The sequence below is a fragment of the Symmachiella macrocystis genome (assembly GCF_007860075.1).
Classification (GTDB): domain Bacteria; phylum Planctomycetota; class Planctomycetia; order Planctomycetales; family Planctomycetaceae; genus Symmachiella; species Symmachiella macrocystis.
Genome location: NZ_SJPP01000002.1, coordinates 777,046 through 799,457, shown reverse-complemented (window position 1 = coordinate 799,457; position 22,412 = coordinate 777,046). Strand labels below are relative to the sequence as shown.

The following is a 22,412-nucleotide window of genomic DNA, read 5'->3' as shown; positions in this document are numbered from 1 at the left end:
TAAAACCGGCCCTAAATTCCTTCTCTGCGCCTTGGCGTCTTGTCGCGAGGCCTTTTCCGTATGAGAAAGTTAGTTCTAAAAATGTTCGCAATCATTACCGTCACCCGTCACACGCCAGATTATCGGACCTTTGATTTATCTGTGCGATCAAACAATACAAGTGTCAAATAAGCAGCAACACAAGCGATTCCATTGACCGTCATCACATATTTCACAATCTCAATTACAACCTCTGCCTCTGTACTATTCGCCTTAGCGTAGGCAGCGCACAGCAACCAAAAAACTAGAAATAGCGCTGACACCACCCCAAAGCACAAATGCGGCGTATATTTGGCCGCCCACCACCACTTCGCAAAAATCCATCCCGACAATGGCACCAAAGTGAACAACCATATAATGAGGCCTGCTCCGAGAGTCTCTGGATCAAAAAGGACGCTCGTGACAATAACCGACAGAATCGATGTCAGGCACGCCAAACATGGGGCAAATACTATATTTCTCCATTCGAGTTTTTTCCGCATCACATCTCTCCGTGAATCGTCAGCAACCCATTTCCCAATACCTCGCCTGGGACGTCTTGGGGCGACAAACATCACGGTTTTATGACCGCTATTACCACCAATCATGCTAATTCCACCACACGCCCCGTCTGTGACGCTGTCTGTGCGGCATCAATAATCCGCGTCGCCCATGCCCCATCTTCCGCTGGAAACTCCGGGGGACGATTCTCGATGACCGCGCGGGCGAAATCATTGACCACGTCGAAGTGCGCGTTGTCGGGATAGGTCGATTCAAGCAGCGGTATGTCATCGCGGCCCATAATGGCCAGCGGCTCCGCATTCCAAGGATCGCTCACAATGCTGCCTTGCGTGCCATGCAATTCCCAGGCAGGCAGACCGTGCGGCGTGTTCCAGTTGCAGACAAGTGTGAGATGTGTGCCCGATGCGTAGCGGACGAAGACGGTTTCGGTGTCGGGGGATTGCCAATCGAGGTGTGTCGTCGTATCGCAGGCCGCCCAAACAGCCGCAGGTGGGCCGAGCAAATAGTGCAATAGATCCAAGCGATGGCTGCCGACATCGGCCAGCGCCCCACCCCCCGCCCTGCCCCGCACACGCCAAATTTTAGGATCATCGGCCGCGGGGTTGAATTCGCTCAACTGCGCCACGTGCGCGCGAACGACTGTTCCGAGAGTCTGCTCGTTGAGCAATCGTTTCATCTCCCGCACCTTGGGCAACCAGCGGGCGTAGTAGGCGACCGCACAATAGATGTTGTTCGCTTGGGCGGCGGCGATCATCGCATCACATTGGGCGGCGGTGAGCGCCATTGGTTTTTCAACCAGCACATGCTTGCCCGCTTTGGCAGCGGCAATTGTTTCGGGGGCATGCCGCTCCACCGGCGAAGCCACATAAACGATCTTCACATCCTCGTCGGCCAAGAGCGCGTCGAGATTCGTATAACCGCGTCCGCCGTAACGTGTGGCAAGTTCGTCGGCCAGTGCAGCACTATGTGAATAAAACGCGGCGATATGACTATCGGGTTGTGCGAGAATCGCATCCGCGGCACGTCGACGAACAATGTCACTGCACCCCACAATTCCCCAACCCACAGTCATGACTCGCTCCCCACATCCACAGTCGGTCGTTGCCGATCACAGGCATAATCATCTAAACACAATACCGGTTCTTCCCCCAGCATCAATGCGGCCATCACTGTTCCAGTAATCGGAGAGAGTTGCAGGCCATCACGAAAATGCCCTGTGGCGACGAACAGGTTTTCCGTGCCGGGCGCGCGTCCCAAATAAGGCAACCCATCCGCCGAACGCGGCCGCAAACCCGCCCAGGCGCGTTCGAATGTCGCTTCCATTAAACACGGCACAAGGTATTTGGCAAAATCCAAGAGTTCGCTCAACCCCTCGGCGGTGTTGGTTTTATTGAAGCCAACCGATTCGACGGTTGCGCCCACTAAAATTCGACCATCGGGTCGCGGCACGAGATACTTTCTACCGTACAAAAGGATGTGGCTGAAGGGCAAAGGCTGCGCGTAGAGTAAAACGATTTGCCCACGCACTGGCTGAGTCGTCACATTGCAGCCGACGGTCTGCAAAATCTGTTGCGACCAACTGCCGGCGGAGACCAAGAACTGGCCGGCTTTCAGCATACCGTCACTTGTATTCACGCCGATGATTTTCTCACCGCTACGCTCAAATCCGTAAACGGGTGTCCCTGCCATAATCCGCACGCCGCGCGCCGTGCAAGCGGCCATCAATGCTTTGACATGCTGCGGATTGCGAATCTGTGCCATTTGCGGAAGTCGATAGGCGGAGGAAATAGTGTCCACCAAATTCGGTTCGTACTGGCGTGCGGCTTGAGGAGTTAAGGCCTCGACCTCGACGCCGCGTTGCTGGGCGAATTCGATGTCGTTGTGCAATGCGTCCGACGGTCCGCCGTAGCGAACCTCCAGCCCGCCGGAGCGTCGGTATCCGTTGTCGATACCTGTTTCCGCTTGCAACGCCTCACTGAATTGCGGCCAGAGTCGATGGCTGGCGGATTGCAAACGCAAAGCGGGTTCGGCGGTTCCCGCCTCGGCGGTCGGCGGTAACATTCCGGCACCGGCCCACGACGCTTCACGACCGAGCGGACCTTGATCGACAACCGTCACCGAGGCGCCCCGCCCAGATAGTTCATAGGCAATCGACAATCCGATTACCCCGCCGCCAATCACAATCACGTCCGACATCAGCGTTTCCGGTCTTCCTTTATTATTCCCCGCAGCGCTCCCGGTAATCTAACCACCTGATTCTAACGCATCCAGCGTGCATTTTTATAGGTCCCGTCGCAATGCACTTTTCTGCGTGGTATGTCAGACCCGAAATCAGATTAATCGCTCAGAATCAGCCAGTCGTACAGCCCGAAGCTTAATTTAGATATCGGTTGTTGTTGTTGTCGGAACTTCACTGTGGCATACTAATGAGGACTACGTAGCTGGGCCAACGACGAATATTTCGTGAATTCTGTATTGAGAACACGTTAAAAGGCGAGGGACAGCGCGATGAAAGACATCCCGGAATTTGTATGGGTCATCATCAAAGGAGTCGTCTGGATGATCCCCTTAGCGATCCTCACTCTGCGGAGTATTTTGGACCTGCGGAACAGCGACGGACCCAGCCATGCCGGCAGTTCCTTCATTTTTCCCGTGCTGCTGGTCGCCATGATCCTGCCGTTCATCGCCGGGATCACCCATCGGTCGCGCGCCGTTGCACTCGTAGCCGGGGCCGTCTGGGGGATTTTGATGCTGTCGTACTACGTCTTTACCCCCGAACTCTCATCAAAATTCTAAGAGCGGGGGAACATCTACACCCTCATCCGACAATCGCGGCTAAAAAACTCGCTGCTCTCGACTTCGCGCAACCTAGCCAGGGCTGCATGGCTCACCGCGATGACGTGAGCGATGCCTTGAAGTACTCGCGATTGAGGCGGGCGATGTTTTCCAGTGAAATTCCCGCTGGACAAGCTGCTTCGCATTCCGCCGTGTTGGTGCAGGCCCCGAAGCCTTCTTCATCCATTTGGGCCACCATGTTCAGCACGCGGTTTGCGCGTTCCGGCTTGCCTTGCGGCAACAACGCCATTTGCGAGACCTTGGCGCCGACAAACAACATGGCCGAAGCATTCTTACAAGCGGCAACACAGGCTCCGCAGCCGATGCACGACGCGGCGTCCATGGCACGGTCGGCGTCCTGTTTGGGAACCGGCAGGGCATTGGCGTCTTGAGCGCTGCCGCAATTGACCGATACGTAACCGCCGACAGAAACCACGCGGTCCAGCGCGCTGCGGTCGACGACCAAATCCCGCACAACCGGAAAGGCTCGTGCCCGCCACGGCTCGACCACAATCGTATCGCCGTCGCGAAATTTTCGCATGTGCAATTGGCAGGTCGTAGTTTCGTTGTCTGGACCGTGCGCTTGACCGTTGATCATCAAGCTACATGTGCCGCAAATTCCTTCGCGGCAATCGTGGTCAAACGCCACCGGCTCTTCGTTCTCAGAAATCAACTTTTCGTTCAGTACGTCCAGCATTTCCAAGAACGACATTTCGGTCGAAACACCGCGCAGTTGATACAGTTTGAACTCACCTTGTGCGTCGCCCGTGGCTTGTCGCCAAACCTTGAGCGTCAAATTCAGTTCACTCATCGTTATTTATAACTCCTCTGGGTGAGTTTCACGGTTTCAAAGCTGAGCGGCTCGGTATGACGTGTCGGCTCTGAGGCCGCGCCGTTGTATTGCCAAGCGGCGACGTGGCAGAAGTCATCGTCGTCCCGGCGGGCTTCATTTTCACCGGTTTGATATTCCTCGCGGAAGTGCCCGCCGCACGATTCCTTACGCTCCAGTGCATCTTTGGCAAGCAATTCGCCGAACTCCAGAAAGTCGGCCAATCGGCCGGCGTATTCCAGATTTTGATTGAGCGTTTCTCCCTCACCGAGCACCTTGACGTTTTGCCAGAACTCCTCGCGTAAAGTACGGATTTTTTCGATCGCTTCTCTCAAGCCGGCATCGCTGCGAGACATGCCACAATGGTCCCACATGATGTGTCCCAGTTCGCGGTGAATGCTGTCAACTGAGCGATTGCCGTTGATGTTGAGCATCGCTTCGGTCTGATTGCGGGCATCAACAACCGCCTCTTGAAACGCCGGATGATGCGTCGTGACCCGTGGTAATTTGACGCTGGCCAGATGGTTGCCGATCGTGTAGGGAGCGACGAAGTATCCGTCCGCCAGTCCTTGCATCAGTGCACTGGCCCCTAAGCGGTTGGCACCATGGTCTGAGAAATTGGCTTCGCCCAGCACAAACATGCCCGGGATCGTGCTTTCAAGATTGTAGTCGACCCACAATCCGCCCATTGTGTAATGCACGGCGGGATAGATTCGCATCGGCGCGTGGTACGGGTCCTCGTCGGTAATCTTTTGATACATGTGAAACAGATTGCCGTACTTTTGACGAATCACATCTTCGCCATCGCGGGCAATCGCGTCTTTGAAGTCCAGATAGACCGATTTGCCGGTTGATCCGACTCCATAACCTGCGTCACAGCGTTCCTTGGCGGCGCGTGAGGCGACGTCGCGGGGGACCATATTGCCGAAGGCGGGATAACGCCGTTCCAGATAATAGTCGCGATCCTCTTCGGGAATTTCCCGGGGTTTGCGTTTGTCGTCTGCATCCTTGGGAACCCAGACCCGGCCGTCATTCCGCAAGCTTTCGCTCATCAACGTCAGCTTCGATTGATAATCGCCTGATACTGGAATGCAGGTGGGATGAATCTGTGTGTAACAAGGATTGGCGAAATACGCGCCCCGTTTATAAGCTCGCCATGCTGCTGTGACGTTACAGCCCTTGGCGTTCGTCGAGAGGTAATAGGCGTTGCCATATCCGCCTGTGCAGAGCAAAACCGCATGACCGGCGTACGATTCGATCTCACCCGTAACGAGATTCCGGGCGACCACTCCGCGGGCGACACCATCGACGACCACCACGTCGAGCATTTCTCGGCGGGGGAACATTTTGACTTTGCCATGCCCCACTTGCCGCATCAACGATCCGTAAGCACCCAGTAACAGTTGTTGTCCGGTTTGGCCCCGAGCGTAAAACGTCCGTGAGACTTGTGCCCCACCAAAGGTGCGGTTGGCCAGCAACCCGCCGTATTCACGCGCGAACGGGACTCCCTGTGCGACGCATTGATCAATGATCGAGCCGCTGACTTGGGCCAAGCGATAGACATTGGCTTCGCGGCTACGATAATCGCCCCCCTTAACGGTGTCATAAAACAACCGCTTCACACTATCGCCGTCGTTGGGATAGTTTTTGGCGGCGTTAATGCCCCCTTGGGCGGCAATACTATGTGCCCGGCGGGGGGAGTCTTGAATGCACAGGCTCGTAACGTTGTAGCCCAATTCGGCCAAGGAGGCGGCCGCCGATGCGCCCGCCAAACCGGTGCCCACAACGACGACATCGAATTTGCGTTTGTTATTGGGAGCCACCAACTTCATTTCGAAGCGGTGTTTCTCCCATTTGTCTTCGATCGGTCCCGAGGGAACTTTCGCATCCAAAGTCGTTTCCGAGACGACGCTCATCGGCCAATCCTCTTCAGCACCCGCCGTGCGGGTTGGTGTCTCCCGCAGTGCGGGCTCGTATTATCCGTTTTCGGTCGCAAAATCTAGCGGCTGTCTGTTTCGATGAATCGCCAATCGCTGCTGACTCATCTCTTGCTAATTCATTTGGGGTCTGTCGCTGCTTCCGGAGTCGTGGTTTCAGATGCCTCCACAGCCGGCGGCGGGGTCTTCTCCGAAAAATACCCCAAGATTCCCATCAGTGGAAAAGAAGCAAATCCCAAGCCGATCGTCATCGCAAACAGAATCCCAAAAATCTTAATCGGTTTGGTGTATTTCGGGTGATTGATTCCCAAAGATTGAAACGCACTTTGAAATCCATGCAGAAGGTGAAATCCCAACACCAAGGTCCCGGCCAGATACACAACGTGGGTAAAGGATTGGCTGAGAATTCGGGCAGCATTGGCGAATTCCGTGGCCCCTTCCGGACCGGGTGAGATCACACCCAATTTAAAATGCCCGATATGAACGAGCAGGAACATCAGCACGACGAGTCCGGTGAGGAACATGTACTTGCTGGCAAAATTCGGCGCCCCTTTAGAGGTTGTTTCAACAACTTTGGAGCGTTGCATGTCGTACGGCACTGCGCGGGCGGCCCAGTTTTCGCGGGCTGTGATGATTCCCAGCGCGATATGCATGATCAACAGGATGAACAACCCGGTTTCGGCGATGGGCAGCAAAAACTTTTGCGAATGCAGCGCATGGGCATAGGCGTCGTACTGCTCAGCACCGACGTACAACAACATGTTTCCCGATAGGTGTACGACCAAAAATCCGCAAAGTGCCAGACCGGTGATGCCCATCAAGAGCTTCTTGCCGATCGACGACGACAAGGCTCGAATCAGCGAGGTCAATGTCCGTCTCCCCGAAGGTGTCTCGCCCAAGTATGTTTACTGGGGCGTCAAGTAGTGGAACTGATCAGCAATTCAGCCGGAGGCGCGTTACCGACGTGATTGCCGCCAAATCAGAAATTCTTCAGGATTATAGGACAACCGGGTACACTTTCAATCGTACCGGCAATTGTTCTTGTCACGCGAAGAAAACGGCGGCAATGAACTGTGAGTTTTGCTTAGACTCACAAAATGCAAAGCTGTGGGGTGACCATGCGGCATGGAGATCAAATCCGTGCACAATGCCACCGCCGACAAACAGACATGCAGCCGTCCGCCACCCACTAGTCATGCCCCGCCCCGCTTGTTACGACGGCGTTTGCCGACTTTTCCGCTTGCGGGAGAACGTTTTTTGTGTGCCCCCTTTTTCGGAGCAGCCATCTGCTTCTTGGCCTTTTTCTTTCGTTTGGCTTTTTCCCGGCTTGCCGCCGCCTTCTTCTTATTCGATTTCTTGCGGGGCTGCTTACCCGCTTTTTTCGACGAGGACTTGGTGCCTTTTGGGGGGGGCTGCCGTTTTTTTGTTTGCTTTTTCTTTGCAGACGAATTTTTAGTCGCTGTCGAATTCTCCGTTGTTGCCAAGACGCGGAAATTCAATTCACGGCGATCGACATCGACGTGCGTGACCACCACCCGCACCGTGCCTCCCAAACGGTATTCCTGTCCCGAGCGGCGTCCGACAATTCGATGCGATTCCTGTTCGTAGTCGTAGAAATCCTCGGCCAATGTTGAGATATGCACCAGTCCTTCGGCGGGAAGCTCTAGTCCCTGGCAGAAAAACCCGAACTTTTGCACGCCGGTAATCACAGCATCGAATTCCAATCCGATGTGATCGGTGAGGTACGTCAGCAGCTTCACCTTGATCAGTTCGCGCTCCGCCTGTTCGGCACGGCGTTCATTGAACGAGCAGTGCTGCCCCAACGCCACTAATTCCAACGCGTCCTCATGCCGTTTGTCTCCCTTGATCAGGCGGTCCACAATGCGGTGGATCGTTAAGTCGGGGTAACGCCGAATCGGACTGGTAAAGTGGCAATAATTCTCCTCGGACAATGCATAGTGCCCCAATTCGTCTGGGGAGTAGACCGCCTGCTTCATGCTGCGGAGCAACGCGTAATTCACCGCCCGCATCAGCGGTTGGTCACGAACGGCATTGAGCAAATTTTGAACATGCGACTTGCTTTGATATTGCTTCAGCTCAAATCCGAGCGAAGTCACAAATTCGCCGAATGATTTGAGTTTGGCTTCGTCCGGCGCATCGTGCACGCGGCGGAGGAAGCCGATCCCCTTTTCGGCCAACTTATCAGCGACGGCGATATTCGCCGCCAACATAAATTCCTCTATGATTTGATGGCTCGCGTCATGCTCGACCGATTTGGCCCCAATGACCTCGCCATCTTTGCCGAGCACAATTTTCGTTTCCGGCATCGAGAGTTCCAGCGCCCCGCGAGCGAAGCGTCGCGCTCGCAACAGCATCGCCAGTTCGTACATCCTCGCCAGTAAATCCCGCACTCGGGCCGGCGCTCGCGATTTGTGCTCCTCGGGATGAAAAATTATCGGCAAGACTTGCTGATAGGCAAATCGCCGCACGACTTTGATGGCGGTATTCTTGAGTTCGACATGAATCGGCATCCCTTCAGGGGAAAACTCGATCATCGCCGACTTTGTAAAGCGGACCTTGCCCTGTTGCAGACTGGCCAGCGAATTGGAAATCACTTCCGGGATCATCGGTAAAACGCGGTCGGGCAGATAGACGCTCGTCGATCGCTGTTGTGCCTCTTGATCCAGTCGTGTTCCAGGCTGAACGAAGTGAGAAACATCGGCAATGTGCACGCCCAAATGCCAATGTCCGTCGTCGCTCCGCGAGAGGGAAATTGCATCGTCAAAATCCCGCGCGGTCTTGGGATCGATGGTCACGATTGTCTCGCCGGTCAAATCCAGGCGATCTCCCAATTCGGACTCATCGAATTGCTGAGCCTGAATCCGGGCCTCTTCCAACACCTCTTCGGGAAAAGCGTCGGGTAATCCATATTCGTGAATGACAGCTGCCGTATCGACGCCCGGTGCTCCCCGCGCGCCTAGCACCTCGGTAATGACCCCTTCCCCTTGGCGGAAATGGCTGGGAAAACGGACCATTTCAAACACGATTTTGTCGTCCGGTTGCGCCCCCTTGGCGCCGGGATCCCCTACAAAAATCGGATCGCTGAAGTTCGTGCCGTCGACCTGCACGTAGCTGCGGCCGCCGCTTTCAAAATAGGTTCCTACAAACGCGTTGGTCGCCCGCTGTAGAATCTGTTCCACGCGTCCCCGTACACGATCCCCGTCCCGGCCCTTCCCTTTGAGCAATTTGACAATCGCTTCGTCACCGGTCAGCGCGTTGCCCAGGTTTTTGGGCGCGATGTAGATGTCTTCCTTGAACCGCGCCGTCTCGGCATGCTGGATCAGAAATCCAAATCCCCCGGCGGCCTTTTTAATCACGCCCGTCACAAAGCCGTGCGGAGGAGTCGCTCGCAACAGTCCGTTGCGGGTGGCAAAAACCGCCCCAGATTCCACCAAGTCGTCCATCGCTTCCCGAAACGCGGGCAGATTTTTCTTGGTGACTTTAAGGAGTTTGGCCAGCGGAATCGCTTTGACAGGCTTGTACTCGGGTTTGGCCAGAAGTTCGAGTATCTGTTGTTCAATTTTCGGCATAGAGGTCTCGGTCAGTTTGACACGGTCGTTTCAAATCAGGTTCGCGGAATTCATCAACAGAAAATCGGAAGGTCGATGTTACAGATTATCACGGAGACCCGTGAAATGGGGGAAAGAAACAGCGGTGATCGCCCATAAACCGCAAAAATCTCACCTTGCCGCCATAATATCACCGCCGACAACCGCACAATTCAATCCGCAAACACCTTTCCCGGATTCATCACATTCTGCGGATCAAGTGTCGCTTTAATCGCCCGCATCACGTCCCAGGCGGCACCGTGCTCTTGTCGCAGAAAATCGCGTTTGCCCAAACCGATACCATGTTCGCCGCTGCAGGTGCCTTCCATGTCGAGCGCGCGTTGGACCATGCGGCTGTTGAAATGTTCCGCTTCGGCCAATTCCTCCGGGCGATTCGGATCGACTAAAAACAGCACATGAAAATTTCCGTCTCCTACATGTCCCAACATCGGACAGGGCAACGAGCATTCCTGTAAATCCCGCCGTGTTTCCGCAATGCATTCGGCCAACCGCGAGATGGGAACGCAGACATCGGTCGTAACACTTCGGCTGCCCGGCCGCGATTCGATGATGGCGTAATACGCATCGTGCCGCGCTTGCCACAATTGATTGCGTTGGGCCGCATCCGTCGCCCATTGAAAGTCTGTCCCCCCCTGCTCCGCAGCAATCCGTGCAACCCGCTGGGACTGTTCGACCACGCCCTGCTCCGTTCCTTGGAATTCAAGGAACAACGTCGGCGCCGGTTCGTAGTCGAGGCCGGAATAAGCATTTACAGCACGCAGCGCTGTTTCGTCCAGCAATTCCATCCGCGCCAAGGGGATTCCTGCTTGGATCGTCTGGATCACAGTCTTCACCGCCGCAGCAACATCCGGGAACGGGCAGACGGCCGATGACAACGCCTCAGGAACGCGATGCAGGCGGACCGTCACGCCAGTAATGATCCCCAAGGTTCCTTCCGAACCGACAAACATCCGCGTGAGATCATATCCCGCCGCCGATTTACGAGCGCGGCGCGACGTGTAGATCACCCGTCCGTCGGCTAAGACGACTTCCAGGCCCAGCACGTTTTCACGCATCGTGCCGTAACGAAACGCATTGGATCCCGACGCCCGCGTGGCCGCCATGCCGCCGATTGTAGCTGCGGCTCCTGGATCGACTGAAAAGAACAACTGGCTGCCCTCCAGTCGCTCATTCAACGCAACGTGCGTCACACCCGCATCGACAACTGCGTCCAGGTCTTCGGGATGAATCGCGCGTATCGCATGCATCCCGCTTAGGTCAATGCACAGCCCACCCCGTGTCGCCACGATTCCTCCTTCGACGGCAGAACCGATGCCGTAGGGAATCATCGGCACCCCATGCCCGGAACAGATTTTAGCGATTTCTGCTACTTCGTCCGTGCTTTGTGGAAACGCAACTGCCTCAGGCGCCACAGCAGGCTGCCAAGACTCGTCACTGCCATGGACGTCGCGGACACCATCGGCCAGCGTCAGCCGATCGCCGAGCAAAGCCGTCAATGCTGATTGTGCTTGTAAGAATTTCGTCATCCGCGAATTCTAATCGTTTACTCGGCAATTCGCATCCCGACATCCATCTCGTCGCCATAACGTTATTAACGTTTGGCCGGGCGTGTCACAGCGGGTTTGGTCGTCGGTCTCGCTTTTTTCGACTGCTGAAGTTGCCGCCCCAACGCTGTGGCGGTAAAGCCTTTCAAATCGGTCCAGAAGGTTCCTTCGCCGGCATAAAGCATGTTGAGTTCAATATCATCCGGCAATCCCGTGGCGAAGACCCATTTGTTGTAGGCGTCTCCTGAACCAAAAGCGGCGACGGCCAAACCAAATTTGTCTGCCTTGGCTTCCTGAAGTAATTGGTCCGCTTCGGCGTTGGCTTGTCCTAGCAAGACCGTCGCTTGTGCCTCCAACTCCGCCGTTTTCTTGTCGATCTCGGCGATCCGTTTCAAGGTTTCCGCCTCGATTTCACGAGCCTCTTTTTCACCAAGCGCGATCCGTTCAGCCACCAACTTGGCGGTTTCAGCTTTGACCCGCTCCGCGCTCAATTCAACCTGCCGCTCTGCTTCGCGGAGTTCCGCTTCGGTTTGTGCCGTGACTTGTTTTTGGTCGGCGGTTAGCTTCAATTCGTCCGCTAAGTACCGTTGCTGAATCGGCACGCGGACGGTTTGAGGAATGTGTATGTAACGGACCAAACCATATTCCAGCGTGATGTTCTTTTTGAGTAATGCGTCGCGAAACGCTGTGGAGGTCTCCAATTGAAATTGTTGCCGCGAATCCCCTTCCAGCAATTCGACCGCTCCCAGCTGCGAACCCATGTTGCGGCAGATGCTTTCGATTTGCGGGGCGACGATTTTGTTTTCGACCGCTTCGATGTTGCCAAATTTACTGACCGCTTGCGGCGCTTGGTCGGGCATCAATCCCCAAATTGCGGTGAAGTCCATATAGATTTTGAATCCATCGTCCGAAGGGAAACTGATGCCACCGGGAACAGAGGCCATGATCGGCTCGCCACTCTCGTCGACGCTCAATTTTCCGTCTTGGTCCCGCTGTTTTCCGACGACGATGCTTTTTTCCCGGAGACCGATCTCGATGATGTCAATCTCTTGTTCTTTGGGGTTAACCGGATACAGGCCTGGCGGGAACGTGTACTCTTGAATGCCCGCCTTGGCACCGGTGATCGGGTTATCGGTCAAATTCGTGACAACACCCACATACCCAGTGGGAATATTCACCCAGCCGGAATGCTTGTCTTGATTGCTGCTTTTTTTGATTTCTTCACCCGTGACAATGCGATGACTATAGGCATAGTCGTTCACGCGATATCGCCCCGGCCCGTAAACTTTTCGAAGTTCACCTTTATATTGGGTCTCGCCTAGTTCACCATCAACCAAAAAATCTCCGTCCGGCAATTCCTTTCCTAGCTTGCTGGTAAAAATGGCCACTTGCCCCGGATTCACGACGACATCTTCAACAATTGTGCGGTCCCACCACAACGGGCAATAGAAATGCCGCCCCGGTCCCAGCATTTCTTCTAGCACGCCGACTTCCCATCCGCCCCCATCGAGTTTTTTAGCAAACTGTCCCGGTGCCGCTTTCTGGGCTGAGCCAAGTAGGCCTTTGTAGCGCAATCGCAGGCTTTGGCCCGGCTTGATCACGGTGACCTTGCCGTTTTTGATTTCAAGCTTTCCTTGCTCGACGTAAATGCGATTTACAGTCCACTCAAACGCGGACCAGCCCACGATGGCCATAATGGCCACAAATGCCACGACTCGTAGCCAAGGGCTGCGGGAAAGTTGCGGGAATTTTCGTTTTTCGCTCATATCTCTCTCCTGCCGATTGGTTGATGGCAGACGTTTTGCCGGCAGTGCCGGAATGAATGCATTGGGTTGTTCAATGTGCTGTCAATTGTCGCCGCCGTCAGTCGATGCAGACTTGGGTGGCTCGTCGGTCTGCAATGCCTTCGCGACCGGTGGTGATCCAGGTGATCCGGGCGATGTCGGTTTGACGGAACCAAACTCCTCGAAAACCTTCATGATCGGGCTGTCGGCCGTATTGATCATCAGACTGCGATAGGCCGACGACAATTTCTCAAACAACACATACTGCGAGTACTGATTGCCATCGCCGCCGAAGGCCTCAACGGCCCGTTTCCAGCCGGCGGCTTCTGCCTGATTTTGAAAACCAACCACATCGGCGGCAGCTTGACCTCTGGAGTGGATTGCCTCCGCCTCATCCTTGGCAGCGTCTAATTTCAATTGCGCGACGGCCAAATCCTGATTGGCTTTCGTCGTGGCGACTTCCCTGGCCCGCTCGGCTTCGGTCACTGTTTTGACAACGTCCTGCTCTGCCTTAACCAATGCTTCGCGCTGTTTGATCAATTCGGTCTCTTTGGCCAGTTTTTGCTCAGACTGTTGTTGCAACGTCTGTTGTTCGTATTGCAAAAGTTCTTGTTTGGCAATTTCGCGATCCCGGACCGGTTCAGCGATTGTTTCCGGCGGTTTGATCTCGGTGATCAACGCTTGAATAATTTCAATGCCCAACGGTTCGCAGGCCAACTTCATTGCTTCCTGGAACTTTTCTTGAAACTGCGTCCGCGTGCCGCCTTGGATGAATTCACGCCCCAGCTTGTTCGAGCCTTCCAGCCGACAAAAACTGCGAGCATTCGGCAGAATGACCTTGTTGATGATTTCGTCGTCGATCTTTTCGCCGTTGTTGTCTTCGTTGTAGGTCACGAAAACTTGCGCGGCCTTTTCCGGCATGACGCGGAACTCGATGATCCCGTCCAAGCTGACCCAGAAGCCATCCTTGGACGGAAACCCCATATCCTCTTCGACGGCTAAATTAAACCGCTGGCTACGGCAATCGACTTTGCTGATTCGCTTTTCATACGGATTGAAGAAATAACGCTTCGGATCGAGTGTCGTCGACTGCACGCCGCGGAATCCGTCTTTAACGATCAACTTGTGCAGCAACCCACCTTCTGGATCTTCGGCGAAATGATCCGATGTCGTGGGGATCTCTCCCGCCAGATTCGTCACAACTCCCTTAAAGCCCGCCTCGATAATCTGCGGCTCATGGAGCTCCACACGTTCTAGGTAGGGGTTAATCGCATAGCGACCTGGTCGGAGGACACCAGGAACGATTCCTTTTTGATTTTCTTTCCGAGCGAGAAACTCCCCATACGGCAAATCGTCCCCGTGTAAGCGAATTCTGACGCCCAGCTGATTGGATTCGATTTCAAATTGAGGAATCACCTTCCAGTCCCAACCGTAGGTCGTGTACTGGAAGATGTAGCGGCCTTCACGGAGCAATTCTTTTTGAATCCCTTTGTGTTCCGACGTCGGTGCGACTTCGTCGCCATTCTCCACGTCCACGCCGGTTTTTTTGATCAAAATCGCCACGTGTTTGCCGGGAACGTCGATCACGAAGTTTTGATAGAACGCTATCATGCCTCCGATTACCGCGACTAGCACTAGTCCCAACGGCACGAGTACCGAAAGCACTCGCTTTTGTGGTTTGTCGTCTTGAAGAAAAATATCGCGGGACATCAATCATCCCTCTCTAACTAGGGCCAACAGAAGACTTCGAATCGACTCAACGTAGCTTCTGGATGGTGCTACGGTATTGCTAACGGCGGCTCAAGCAGGTCGGATCAAAGATTCAGCGTGGAGTTTGCACGCCACGCGTTTATTCTGCACAGGCGGTTTGCGTTATTGATATAGCGATATCGGAGAATCCGCATCTTTTACATAATCTCTCTGACCAGATCGATCCCTCCAGCTGCCGAATCTCATACGCCCCCTGCCCTTCACTGCTTCCGTATAACTGTTGCCATCGCGCATTGTCGCGAATGCGTTGACTGAATGGACTGTTCTCGCCCTCGCTCTATGGGGCTTGGCTGCTATGTCCCCTGCCTGAAACGGTTTAAGTCGCTCTGCTTGTATTCGCGGTAATCGGCGAGTTAACGCCACGACCCCGTCAATCGGTAGGGTCGTTACCACGCTTTCCGTCTCATTGATCATCACATTTTGCAGATTCTACGTTGATGACTCAGTGCGGAGAGATTTCGCAACCAATAACTACTGGTCAGCTTCCCCAAAGTACGATCTACCTATTGCGAACGTGAGACATGAATGTGCGTTGCAAATGATTTGCAACCTGAGTGCCAACGGAGGGGCCGCCATACGAGTCCGCTCAGGACGGACTTCCCCTAAGACTGTTGGTCACAAGCGATGAAATACGATCTGGTTGTTATTGGTAGCGGACCTGCCGGACAAAAGGGCGCCATAGCTGCCGCCAAACTCAACAAGCGCGTCGCCATTGTCGAACGCGACTTCAATCAGTTTGGCGGTGTCTGTCTGCACTCCGGCACAATCCCCTCCAAGACGATGCGGGAAGCCATTTTGCATCTCAGTGGCTATAGCCATCGCGACGTTTACGGCGAGCAGTACCGCCAAAAACGTCGGATCACGATGGACGATCTGCGGCGGCAGGTCGCGCATGTCGTCGAGCATGAGCGTGATGTCGTTCAAGACCAGTTGGAGCGCAACGGGATCGACAGTTACGTCGGTGACGCGAGTTTCGTCGGCCCGCACGAGATTGCCGTCACCCGCGCCGGCGGTGAATCCGTTACCTTGCAGACCGAAAAAGTTTTGATCGCCTGCGGCACCCGACCGGCGCGGCCGGAGAGTATCCCGTTCGATGGCGAAACTGTTTTCGATTCGGATGAGATTCTGAAGTTGGCGGAGATTCCGCGGTCATTGATCGTCATCGGCGGCGGCGTAATTGGCATCGAATACGGCATCATGTTTGCCACACTGGGAGTGCGGGTAACCGTGGTTGATGGCCGGCGGCGTCTGTTGGAATTTGCCGACGCCGAAATCGTCGACTCGCTGATGTTCCACGCTCGTTCGTTGGGCATGGTGTTTCGCCTGGGTGAAGACGTCGTGGGAATTGATCGCCTGCAGGAAAACCGGATCGCTCTGCATTTGGAAAGCGGCAAAAAGCTGATCGGCGAAAGCGTGCTCTATGCTGCCGGTCGCGCCGGCGACACCGAACGCCTGAATCTCGAAGCCGCCGGGTTGACTCCCGATGAGCGGGGCCGTTTATGGTGCAACGAGCATCAACAGTCCTGGGTGCCGCATATCTACGGCGTGGGTGATGTCGTCGGTTTTCCCGCTCTGGCCAGCGTCTCGATGGAACAAGGCCGCCGCGCGGTTTGCCACGCGTTCGATCAACCGTTTCACGGCTGTGACGTCTTGCCTTACGGACTGTATACGATTCCCGAAATTTCGATGGTCGGAAAAAATGAAGACGAACTGACCAAGGAACGCGTCCCCTACGAAGTCGGTGTTGCTCGTTTTCGCGAAATCGCCCGTGGAAAGATTCTGGGAGATGACACGGGACTGCTCAAAATGTTGTTCCACCGCGAAACACGCGAAATTCTCGGCGTGCACTGCATCGGCGCCACCGCCACGGAGATCATTCACATCGGGCAAACGGTGATGGCCTTGGGAGGCACCATCGATTATTTCCGCGACACGGTCTTCAATTATCCCACCATGGCGGAATGCTACAAAGTCGCCGCCTTTGATGGATTAAACAAGCTGTCGCTGGAAGTCGAGTTCGCCGAATCCGCGCCGTCCACGTCTGAGAAGGACGAAAAAACACCCCAGCCGCGCGAGGCAAATATCGACGTCATGGCTGTGTGACAGCGACATCACAGCAGTGATTTTACGACTTGGGGATATCAAATCCCACGTCGACTGAGCATTCGGAAAAGTCGGTGGTCATCGGCAACCAATAATGTTGCGCCCAGCGCGGCGAATAGATGGTGTAGTCACCTCCGACAATCACTTGTGGCAAGCTGATATTCAGCCCCAATGTCTCCATGTGCCGTTTACCGAAACCGGCGATCATATTGGCCATTTCTCCGATCGCATCCAGAACATCCGCATCGACTTCGGTTGGCTGAATCCCTGTCATTCGTTCCAAAATCGCCATGGCTCCTTCAGCGGGAATGCTGAAGGAAATCGCCCCAGTCATTCCGCCACTGATACCAATCACCGACGTGACTTCATGCATCCGATGGCCTACGGAAACCGGCTGGATCTCCCCCATCGTACATCCACTATCCAACATCATTTCCACGACCGAAATCGTTGATTCCGCGAACGGCTTGATCAATTGCAATGCTGGATCTTGTTCAGTCGATGTCGTCATGAAACTGTTTTCCCAATGGGGGCGCGTCGATCACGATAAGTCTGTCCTTTTCTTAAATCGACCGGACTGCGCCGCACATTCAACACGACATCCGCTCGTCCGACTTCCCACTAAAACCGGTCAGGTCGTCGGCCCAATCAGGCGGGAAAATCGGAACAGCACGCAAACTCGCTCAACCGCGATTCCGACGCAATGGCTCAACCGCCTGCTGGAAATCGACGGGCAACGGTGCCGAAATGACCAATGGGTCACCGGTCAGCGGATGCGTGAACGCGATTTCCGCCGCATGCAACGCCTGTCGATCCAGCAAATGCTCTCCGTGAGAAGCACCGTAAAACTCGTCCGCCACGATCGCATGGCCGACGCTGGACAGATGTACGCGGATCTGATGCAACCGCCCCGTCAGCGGTTTTGCCTCGACCAACGAATACGGCAATTGAAATCGCTCCAGCACCCGAAAACGGGTGACCGCGGCTTTGCTGCCTGTTGCCGTCGGGGCGACGCTCATCAGTCCGTTCTCGGCTGCCCGTCCAATAGCCGCATCAATCTCGCCCGCGTCGTCGGCGACGTGACCATGCACCAGCGCCAGATACGTCTTGGCCACCCGCCCCGACTGAAAGTCGATCGACAAATTGCGATGCGCATGGTGGTCTTTGCAAACCACAATCACCCCGCTGGTCAGCCGATCCAAACGATGCACAATCCCTGGCCGCAACAGGCCCAGCAGCGGCGTTTGTCGATCGAGGTAATACTGCAACGCATTGGCCAATGTGCCGTCGTGATAATTGCCGCCCGGATGCGCACTTTGCCGCGGCGGTTTATTCACGGCGATGATGTTCTCATCTTCGTACAGGATGTCCAACGGCAGGTCCTGGGCTTCGATCAGCTTATCGGGCGGCTCGATTAGCCGAACACGCACTTGTTGTCCCGCCCGCACCCGAAACCGCGGCTCAGCCGGCACATCATCAATCCATATGCAGCCCCCACGAATCAACCGCTGCATCCGCTGCGGCGTATAATTCCGAAAATGCCGCGTCAAAAACCGATCGATCTTTTCGCGATCCAAGTAGTTTTCAACCGTGACCACGGTGGTGTAGGGATATGGTGTTGTTGGCCGGGCGTTTTGCATATGATGTCGGAACGATGTTCGAAGACAAATCCAAAAAAATCAATCGCCCTGCTTTGTAACTGTACTCGCATGACGTGGAAAGCCCGACAGCGCCGCCAATGACCGAGTCCCACGAAAATCTCTTGTTACTTCCCGGCTTACACGGCGTCGGCTCGTTGTTTCCTCCCTTCATCTCCGCCATGCCGCCGCACTGGACGACACGTACCTTCGAGTATCCGCTCGATGCGGTGCGTTCCTACGAAGACTGGACAGCAAAAATCCGTGAGACTCTTCCCGAGCGGGAACCGTTCGTCATGGTCGCAGAATCTTTCTCCGGACCAATCGCTGTCAAAATTGCCGCAACGCCACCACCCAATCTGCGAGCATTGGTTTTGACCGGAACATTCCTCTCAAACCCGGTGTCCCCCCTGCCGAAGTGGCTGGTCCGCGTCGCTAAACCTCTGTTGAGAATCGCGCCCCTTCCTCGTTTATTGCTGCGGCGATTTTTATTATCCCCAGATTCACCGCCTGAGTTGGTGCAAGGAGTGTTTCAGGCGGTCGATTTACTCCCCAAAACGACAATGGTCGATCGTATCGTGTCCACTAGCATGGTCGACGTGCGTGAGGATTATCGCCAGTTGACGGTGCCGACGCTGGTCTTCGTTGGACTGCGAGAACGACTCATTCGTCCTCGTGCGGTCGCGGAATTCAGCCGTTTGCGTCCCGATGTGCAGGTCGTCGAAATCGATGCACCACACCTCATCGTGGAGTCCAAGCCGCAAGAATCCGTTGCCGCAATCGCACAGTTTTTGCAGCAACTGCCTCGATCCGATGCGTGAATGGTTAATGCGCCGTAAAATACACCGTTTGAAATCTCATTGAGAACCCCGAACATGCAACACGACACAGCCTTTCAAATGGCAGCCTCCAATATCCGTTTCGGCGCCGGCATCACCGGCGAAGTCGGCATGGATCTCGTCGATATGGGAATGCGACGGGTGATGTTGGTCATCGATCCCGCTCTCGTCTCCTTGCCGACCGGCAAAACGGTGCTCGCCTCGTTGGACGATAACGGGATCGACTACGAACGATTCGACCGCGTCCGCGTTGAACCGACCGATGCCAGTTTTCAAGACGCAGCCCAGTTTGCCACAGCAGGCAACTTCGATGCGTTTGTCGCTGTCGGCGGTGGTAGCACGATCGATACCGCGAAAGCGGCTAATCTGTATTCTTCGCACCCGGCCGACTTTTTGGAATATGTCAACGCACCCATCGGTCGCGGCCGCCCCGTCCCCGGTCGCTGCAAACCTCTGATTGCCATCCCCACCACGGCAGGCACAGGGAGCGAAACAACCGGTGTCGCCATTTTTGACTATGTCGAACATCATGCGAAGACCGGCATCGCTCATCGCTACTTGAAACCAACACTCGGCATCGTCGATCCCGATAACAGCCGCACGCTCCCGGCGGCGGTGGCAGCGGCGGCTGGGTTGGATGTTCTGTGTCACGCGATGGAATCCTACACAGCGATTCCCTACACATCGCGCCCCAAACCCGCGCGGCCGATCGAGCGCCCGGCCTATCAAGGCAACAACCCCATCAGCGACCTCTGGTCGATGCGAGCGCTGGAAATGTGCCGCGAATCGTTATTGCAAGCCGTTGCGCATCCCGAAGACGATCACGCCCGTGGACAAATGATTCTCGCATCGGCGCTGGCTGGAATTGGCTTTGGCAACGCTGGGGTGCACCTACCGCACGGCATGTCCTATCCGGTGGCCGGTATGGTCCGTGATTTTATGCCCGCTGGTTACGTGACGGATCACCCGATTGTCCCGCACGGCATGTCGGTCATTCTCAACGCCCCCGCCGTCGTCCGCTTCACCGCTTCCGCTTGCCCGGAGCGGCACCTACAGGTCGCCGCTGCCTTGGGAGCCGACGTGAACGACTGCGACGAACGCGACGCCGGCGATATCCTCGCAGCCACGATCATCGACTACATGCAAAAACTAAACATGCCGTCCGGTCTGGCCGCTGTGAGTTATACGGACGCCGATATTCCCGCCTTGGTTCAAGGCACGCTGCCGCAACATCGCGTGACGAAACTCGCCCCTAAACCAGCCGGAGACAAAGAATTGGCGTCGCTATTTGCCGATTCATTAGAGATTTGGTGATCGGGGCGGACGGTTATTCAAGTTCGCAAACAATTAAGGAGAGCCGCCGTGCCAGGAAAGCTATCGGCATTTTTGAACGACCATGTCCCCGGCTATCGGCGTATGACGCGCCTGCCCAGTCAAGTTTTTGGCGTCAACCCTTTCGGCGGCGAAATTCAGCCGACGCGGGTTCCGATTCTCCAGCCAGGTTCCGGTCGCCCCGCATTGCCGTTTCCACATCCTTGGAATTTCGACGAACCGATTCGGATTCTCGAAACCTACTTTTGGGGCTCAGAGAGCGAACAAGGGTCGGGAAGACACAACCGCTACTTAGATTTCCCCGGCTTTTCCCCGATTCTGGTCACCCGCGATCCCGGTGTGATTCGGGCAATCACGACCAACACCGGCGACCGCGCGGGACAATTCGACCGCGACACCCTTCCCTCCACCGGCATTGCGAGGGCCACGGGAAAGGATACGCTGCTTTTTGCAAACGGCGCGATCTGGAAACGGCAACGCAAACTTGCCGCCTCGCCATTTGGCAAGACGACGCTCTTTCAACCGGAGATGTTCCATGAATTTGCCGAAACATTCCGTAATACCATCACGCTCCGTTTGGACGTGTTGCGCAACCACTTCGAACAATCCGGTCAAAAGACGTTAAGCATCTCGCTGGAACCGGAAATCAAAGTGGTGATGCTGGAGATGATCGTCAACAATTTTTTCGGCGCCGAGGTCGCTTATGAGGAGTTGCGCGATCGGTTCGTTCCGGCACTGGAACGCGTCATCGACCACATCGTCCGTGATACCGTCATCAATCAGGTCGGTATCCCGATCGCAAAAATGCCAAATATCAGCGCCCGCATCGCACAAACAAAACAGGACTACGCCAGTTTCGAAGAATTGACCGCGCGGGTCCTTGCCGCACGACAGAAGGCGACCGGACTTTGGAAGCAGTTTCGGTCCGACGCGCCCGACGAAGCCTTGCGGAGCAACATTAAGGTGTTTCTGGCCGGCGCCTTAGAAGCGACGACATCCTATGCGACGTGGACACTCTCGCATCTTGCGCGAAATTTACCGGCACAGGAAAAAGTCTATCAAGCGGTTCAAAAAATCGAGAACTACACGCCCGAAACCCTAGAATCCGCCAACTACCTGACGCATGCCTTGGATGAATCCTTGCGTCTCACACCGTCGCTGTACTTTCTTCCCCGCCGGGCCACAGCGGACACCCGAATTGAAACAGCTGACGGCCGCAGCCTGCTCATTCCCCAGGGAACGCATATTCTGTTAGACGTCTGGCATGCGAACCGGCACGACGACTTTTGGGGCATTGAAGCCACTGGTTATCCCGCCAACGAATTCGTCCCCGAGCGCTGGTCGGAATTGGCCGCAGCGGGGCGGGCATCAAAAGAAACCCTCCACTTCGGTTTCGGCCACGGCCCCCGCGTTTGCCCGGGCAAACACCTCGGCCAACTCGAAGTCGCCCTCATCGTGGGAGCCTTCGTCAAAGTGTTTCAATTCAAAGCCCTCCATCCAGAAAACCCCGCCAAAGCAGGTGTCTCCACCAAACCCCTGGACGGAACGCTGGTCGAACTGGAACTACGCTAACAGTTGTTAAATGATAGCAGGGGTGGCCGCGATAGCTCCGCTATCGGGGCGGGCGCGGCCC

The 22,412-nt window shown here is 55.4% G+C and carries 17 protein-coding genes; 5 read left to right on the top strand and 12 right to left on the bottom strand.

Annotated elements, in window-relative coordinates:
- Nucleotides 1-119: 119 nt before the first annotated feature.
- The 3 genes from CA54_RS21085 to thiO are packed head-to-tail and all read right to left on the bottom strand — an operon-like array spanning nucleotide 120 to nucleotide 2,736.
- Complete coding sequence (locus CA54_RS21085; protein WP_197532681.1) at nucleotides 120-626, bottom strand: hypothetical protein; 507 nt, start codon at nucleotides 624-626, stop codon at nucleotides 120-122.
- Nucleotides 623-1,612, bottom strand: a complete 990-nt coding sequence (locus CA54_RS21080) for a Gfo/Idh/MocA family protein (RefSeq protein ID WP_146372952.1) — start codon at nucleotides 1,610-1,612, stop codon at nucleotides 623-625. Before CA54_RS21080 ends, CA54_RS21085 begins: the two co-directional genes overlap by 4 nt.
- Nucleotides 1,609-2,736 (bottom strand): glycine oxidase ThiO, encoded by a 1,128-nt coding sequence (gene thiO, locus CA54_RS21075; RefSeq protein WP_146372951.1) that lies wholly within the window; start codon nucleotides 2,734-2,736, stop codon nucleotides 1,609-1,611. The genes CA54_RS21080 and thiO overlap by 4 nt, the downstream gene beginning before the upstream one ends.
- 312 nt (nucleotides 2,737-3,048) lie before the next feature.
- Between thiO and CA54_RS21070 the strand changes: the two genes are divergently transcribed.
- Nucleotides 3,049-3,336, top strand: a complete 288-nt coding sequence (locus tag CA54_RS21070) for a hypothetical protein (RefSeq protein ID WP_146372950.1) — start codon at nucleotides 3,049-3,051, stop codon at nucleotides 3,334-3,336.
- A 91-nt stretch (nucleotides 3,337-3,427) separates the two neighbouring features.
- On the opposite strand, the gene CA54_RS21065 is transcribed toward CA54_RS21070, so the two are convergent.
- From CA54_RS21065 to CA54_RS21035, 7 genes are all read right to left on the bottom strand, one after another.
- Entirely contained in the window at nucleotides 3,428-4,186 is a 759-nt protein-coding gene (locus CA54_RS21065) for a succinate dehydrogenase/fumarate reductase iron-sulfur subunit (RefSeq protein WP_146372949.1), read from the bottom strand.
- A 2-nt stretch (nucleotides 4,187-4,188) separates the two neighbouring features.
- Nucleotides 4,189-6,120 carry a fumarate reductase/succinate dehydrogenase flavoprotein subunit gene (locus tag CA54_RS21060; protein ID WP_146372948.1) on the bottom strand — a complete coding sequence of 644 codons (1,932 nt, stop codon included), beginning with the start codon at nucleotides 6,118-6,120 and terminating at the stop codon, nucleotides 4,189-4,191.
- 140 nt (nucleotides 6,121-6,260) lie between these two features.
- Entirely contained in the window at nucleotides 6,261-7,010 is a 750-nt protein-coding gene (locus CA54_RS21055; protein WP_146372947.1) for a succinate dehydrogenase cytochrome b subunit, read from the bottom strand.
- 324 nt (nucleotides 7,011-7,334) lie between these two features.
- Nucleotides 7,335-9,731 carry a ribonuclease R gene (gene rnr / locus CA54_RS21050; RefSeq protein WP_146372946.1) on the bottom strand — a complete coding sequence of 799 codons (2,397 nt, stop codon included), beginning with the start codon at nucleotides 9,729-9,731 and terminating at the stop codon, nucleotides 7,335-7,337.
- Between the two features lie 191 nt (nucleotides 9,732-9,922).
- Entirely contained in the window at nucleotides 9,923-11,296 is a 1,374-nt protein-coding gene (locus tag CA54_RS21045) for an FAD-binding oxidoreductase (RefSeq protein WP_146372945.1), read from the bottom strand.
- Nucleotides 11,297-11,361: 65 nt separating this feature from the next.
- Nucleotides 11,362-13,080, bottom strand: coding sequence for an SPFH domain-containing protein (locus CA54_RS21040; protein WP_146372944.1), 1,719 nt, complete (start codon nucleotides 13,078-13,080; stop codon nucleotides 11,362-11,364).
- Between the two features lie 81 nt (nucleotides 13,081-13,161).
- A complete protein-coding gene (locus CA54_RS21035; RefSeq protein WP_146372943.1) occupies nucleotides 13,162-14,808 on the bottom strand; it encodes an SPFH domain-containing protein in 1,647 nt (548 codons plus the stop codon).
- Nucleotides 14,809-15,492: 684 nt separating this feature from the next.
- Between CA54_RS21035 and sthA the strand changes: the two genes are divergently transcribed.
- A complete protein-coding gene (gene sthA, locus CA54_RS21030; protein WP_146372942.1) occupies nucleotides 15,493-16,971 on the top strand; it encodes a Si-specific NAD(P)(+) transhydrogenase in 1,479 nt (492 codons plus the stop codon).
- A 22-nt stretch (nucleotides 16,972-16,993) separates the two neighbouring features.
- On the opposite strand, the gene CA54_RS21025 is transcribed toward sthA, so the two are convergent.
- Entirely contained in the window at nucleotides 16,994-17,482 is a 489-nt protein-coding gene (locus tag CA54_RS21025; protein WP_145376291.1) for a chemotaxis protein CheX, read from the bottom strand.
- Nucleotides 17,483-17,654: 172 nt separating this feature from the next.
- Complete coding sequence (locus tag CA54_RS21020) at nucleotides 17,655-18,611, bottom strand: RluA family pseudouridine synthase (RefSeq protein WP_146372941.1); 957 nt, start codon at nucleotides 18,609-18,611, stop codon at nucleotides 17,655-17,657.
- Between the two features lie 98 nt (nucleotides 18,612-18,709).
- Between CA54_RS21020 and CA54_RS21015 the strand changes: the two genes are divergently transcribed.
- The 3 genes from CA54_RS21015 (at nucleotide 18,710) to CA54_RS21005 (ending at nucleotide 22,351) form a co-directional block, all read left to right on the top strand.
- Nucleotides 18,710-19,429 carry an alpha/beta fold hydrolase gene (locus CA54_RS21015; RefSeq protein ID WP_146372940.1) on the top strand — a complete coding sequence of 240 codons (720 nt, stop codon included), beginning with the start codon at nucleotides 18,710-18,712 and terminating at the stop codon, nucleotides 19,427-19,429.
- Nucleotides 19,430-19,483: 54 nt separating this feature from the next.
- Nucleotides 19,484-20,761, top strand: a complete 1,278-nt coding sequence (locus CA54_RS21010; protein WP_146372939.1) for a hydroxyacid-oxoacid transhydrogenase — start codon at nucleotides 19,484-19,486, stop codon at nucleotides 20,759-20,761.
- 102 nt (nucleotides 20,762-20,863) lie between these two features.
- The gene (locus tag CA54_RS21005) at nucleotides 20,864-22,351 is read left to right on the top strand and encodes a cytochrome P450 (protein WP_146373422.1); all 1,488 of its coding nucleotides are present in this window, start codon (nucleotides 20,864-20,866) and stop codon (nucleotides 22,349-22,351) included.
- Nucleotides 22,352-22,412: the final 61 nt, after the last annotated feature.

Excerpts from the sequence above, each read along its gene's own strand:
- CA54_RS21085 (WP_197532681.1), bottom strand. The coding sequence starts at position 626 with ATGATTGGTGGTAATAGCGGTCATAAAACCGTGATGTTTGTCGCCCCA.
- CA54_RS21080 (WP_146372952.1), bottom strand. The coding sequence starts at position 1,612 with ATGACTGTGGGTTGGGGAATTGTGGGGTGCAGTGACATTGTTCGTCGA.
- thiO (WP_146372951.1), bottom strand. The coding sequence starts at position 2,736 with ATGTCGGACGTGATTGTGATTGGCGGCGGGGTAATCGGATTGTCGATT.
- CA54_RS21070 (WP_146372950.1), top strand. The coding sequence starts at position 3,049 with ATGAAAGACATCCCGGAATTTGTATGGGTCATCATCAAAGGAGTCGTC.
- CA54_RS21065 (WP_146372949.1), bottom strand. The coding sequence starts at position 4,186 with ATGAGTGAACTGAATTTGACGCTCAAGGTTTGGCGACAAGCCACGGGC.
- CA54_RS21060 (WP_146372948.1), bottom strand. The coding sequence starts at position 6,120 with ATGAGCGTCGTCTCGGAAACGACTTTGGATGCGAAAGTTCCCTCGGGA.
- rnr (WP_146372946.1), bottom strand. The coding sequence starts at position 9,731 with ATGCCGAAAATTGAACAACAGATACTCGAACTTCTGGCCAAACCCGAG.
- CA54_RS21045 (WP_146372945.1), bottom strand. The coding sequence starts at position 11,296 with ATGACGAAATTCTTACAAGCACAATCAGCATTGACGGCTTTGCTCGGC.
- CA54_RS21040 (WP_146372944.1), bottom strand. The coding sequence starts at position 13,080 with ATGAGCGAAAAACGAAAATTCCCGCAACTTTCCCGCAGCCCTTGGCTA.
- CA54_RS21035 (WP_146372943.1), bottom strand. The coding sequence starts at position 14,808 with ATGTCCCGCGATATTTTTCTTCAAGACGACAAACCACAAAAGCGAGTG.
- sthA (WP_146372942.1), top strand. The coding sequence starts at position 15,493 with ATGAAATACGATCTGGTTGTTATTGGTAGCGGACCTGCCGGACAAAAG.
- CA54_RS21025 (WP_145376291.1), bottom strand. The coding sequence starts at position 17,482 with ATGACGACATCGACTGAACAAGATCCAGCATTGCAATTGATCAAGCCG.
- CA54_RS21020 (WP_146372941.1), bottom strand. The coding sequence starts at position 18,611 with ATGCAAAACGCCCGGCCAACAACACCATATCCCTACACCACCGTGGTC.
- CA54_RS21015 (WP_146372940.1), top strand. The coding sequence starts at position 18,710 with ATGACCGAGTCCCACGAAAATCTCTTGTTACTTCCCGGCTTACACGGC.
- CA54_RS21010 (WP_146372939.1), top strand. The coding sequence starts at position 19,484 with ATGCAACACGACACAGCCTTTCAAATGGCAGCCTCCAATATCCGTTTC.
- CA54_RS21005 (WP_146373422.1), top strand. The coding sequence starts at position 20,864 with ATGACGCGCCTGCCCAGTCAAGTTTTTGGCGTCAACCCTTTCGGCGGC.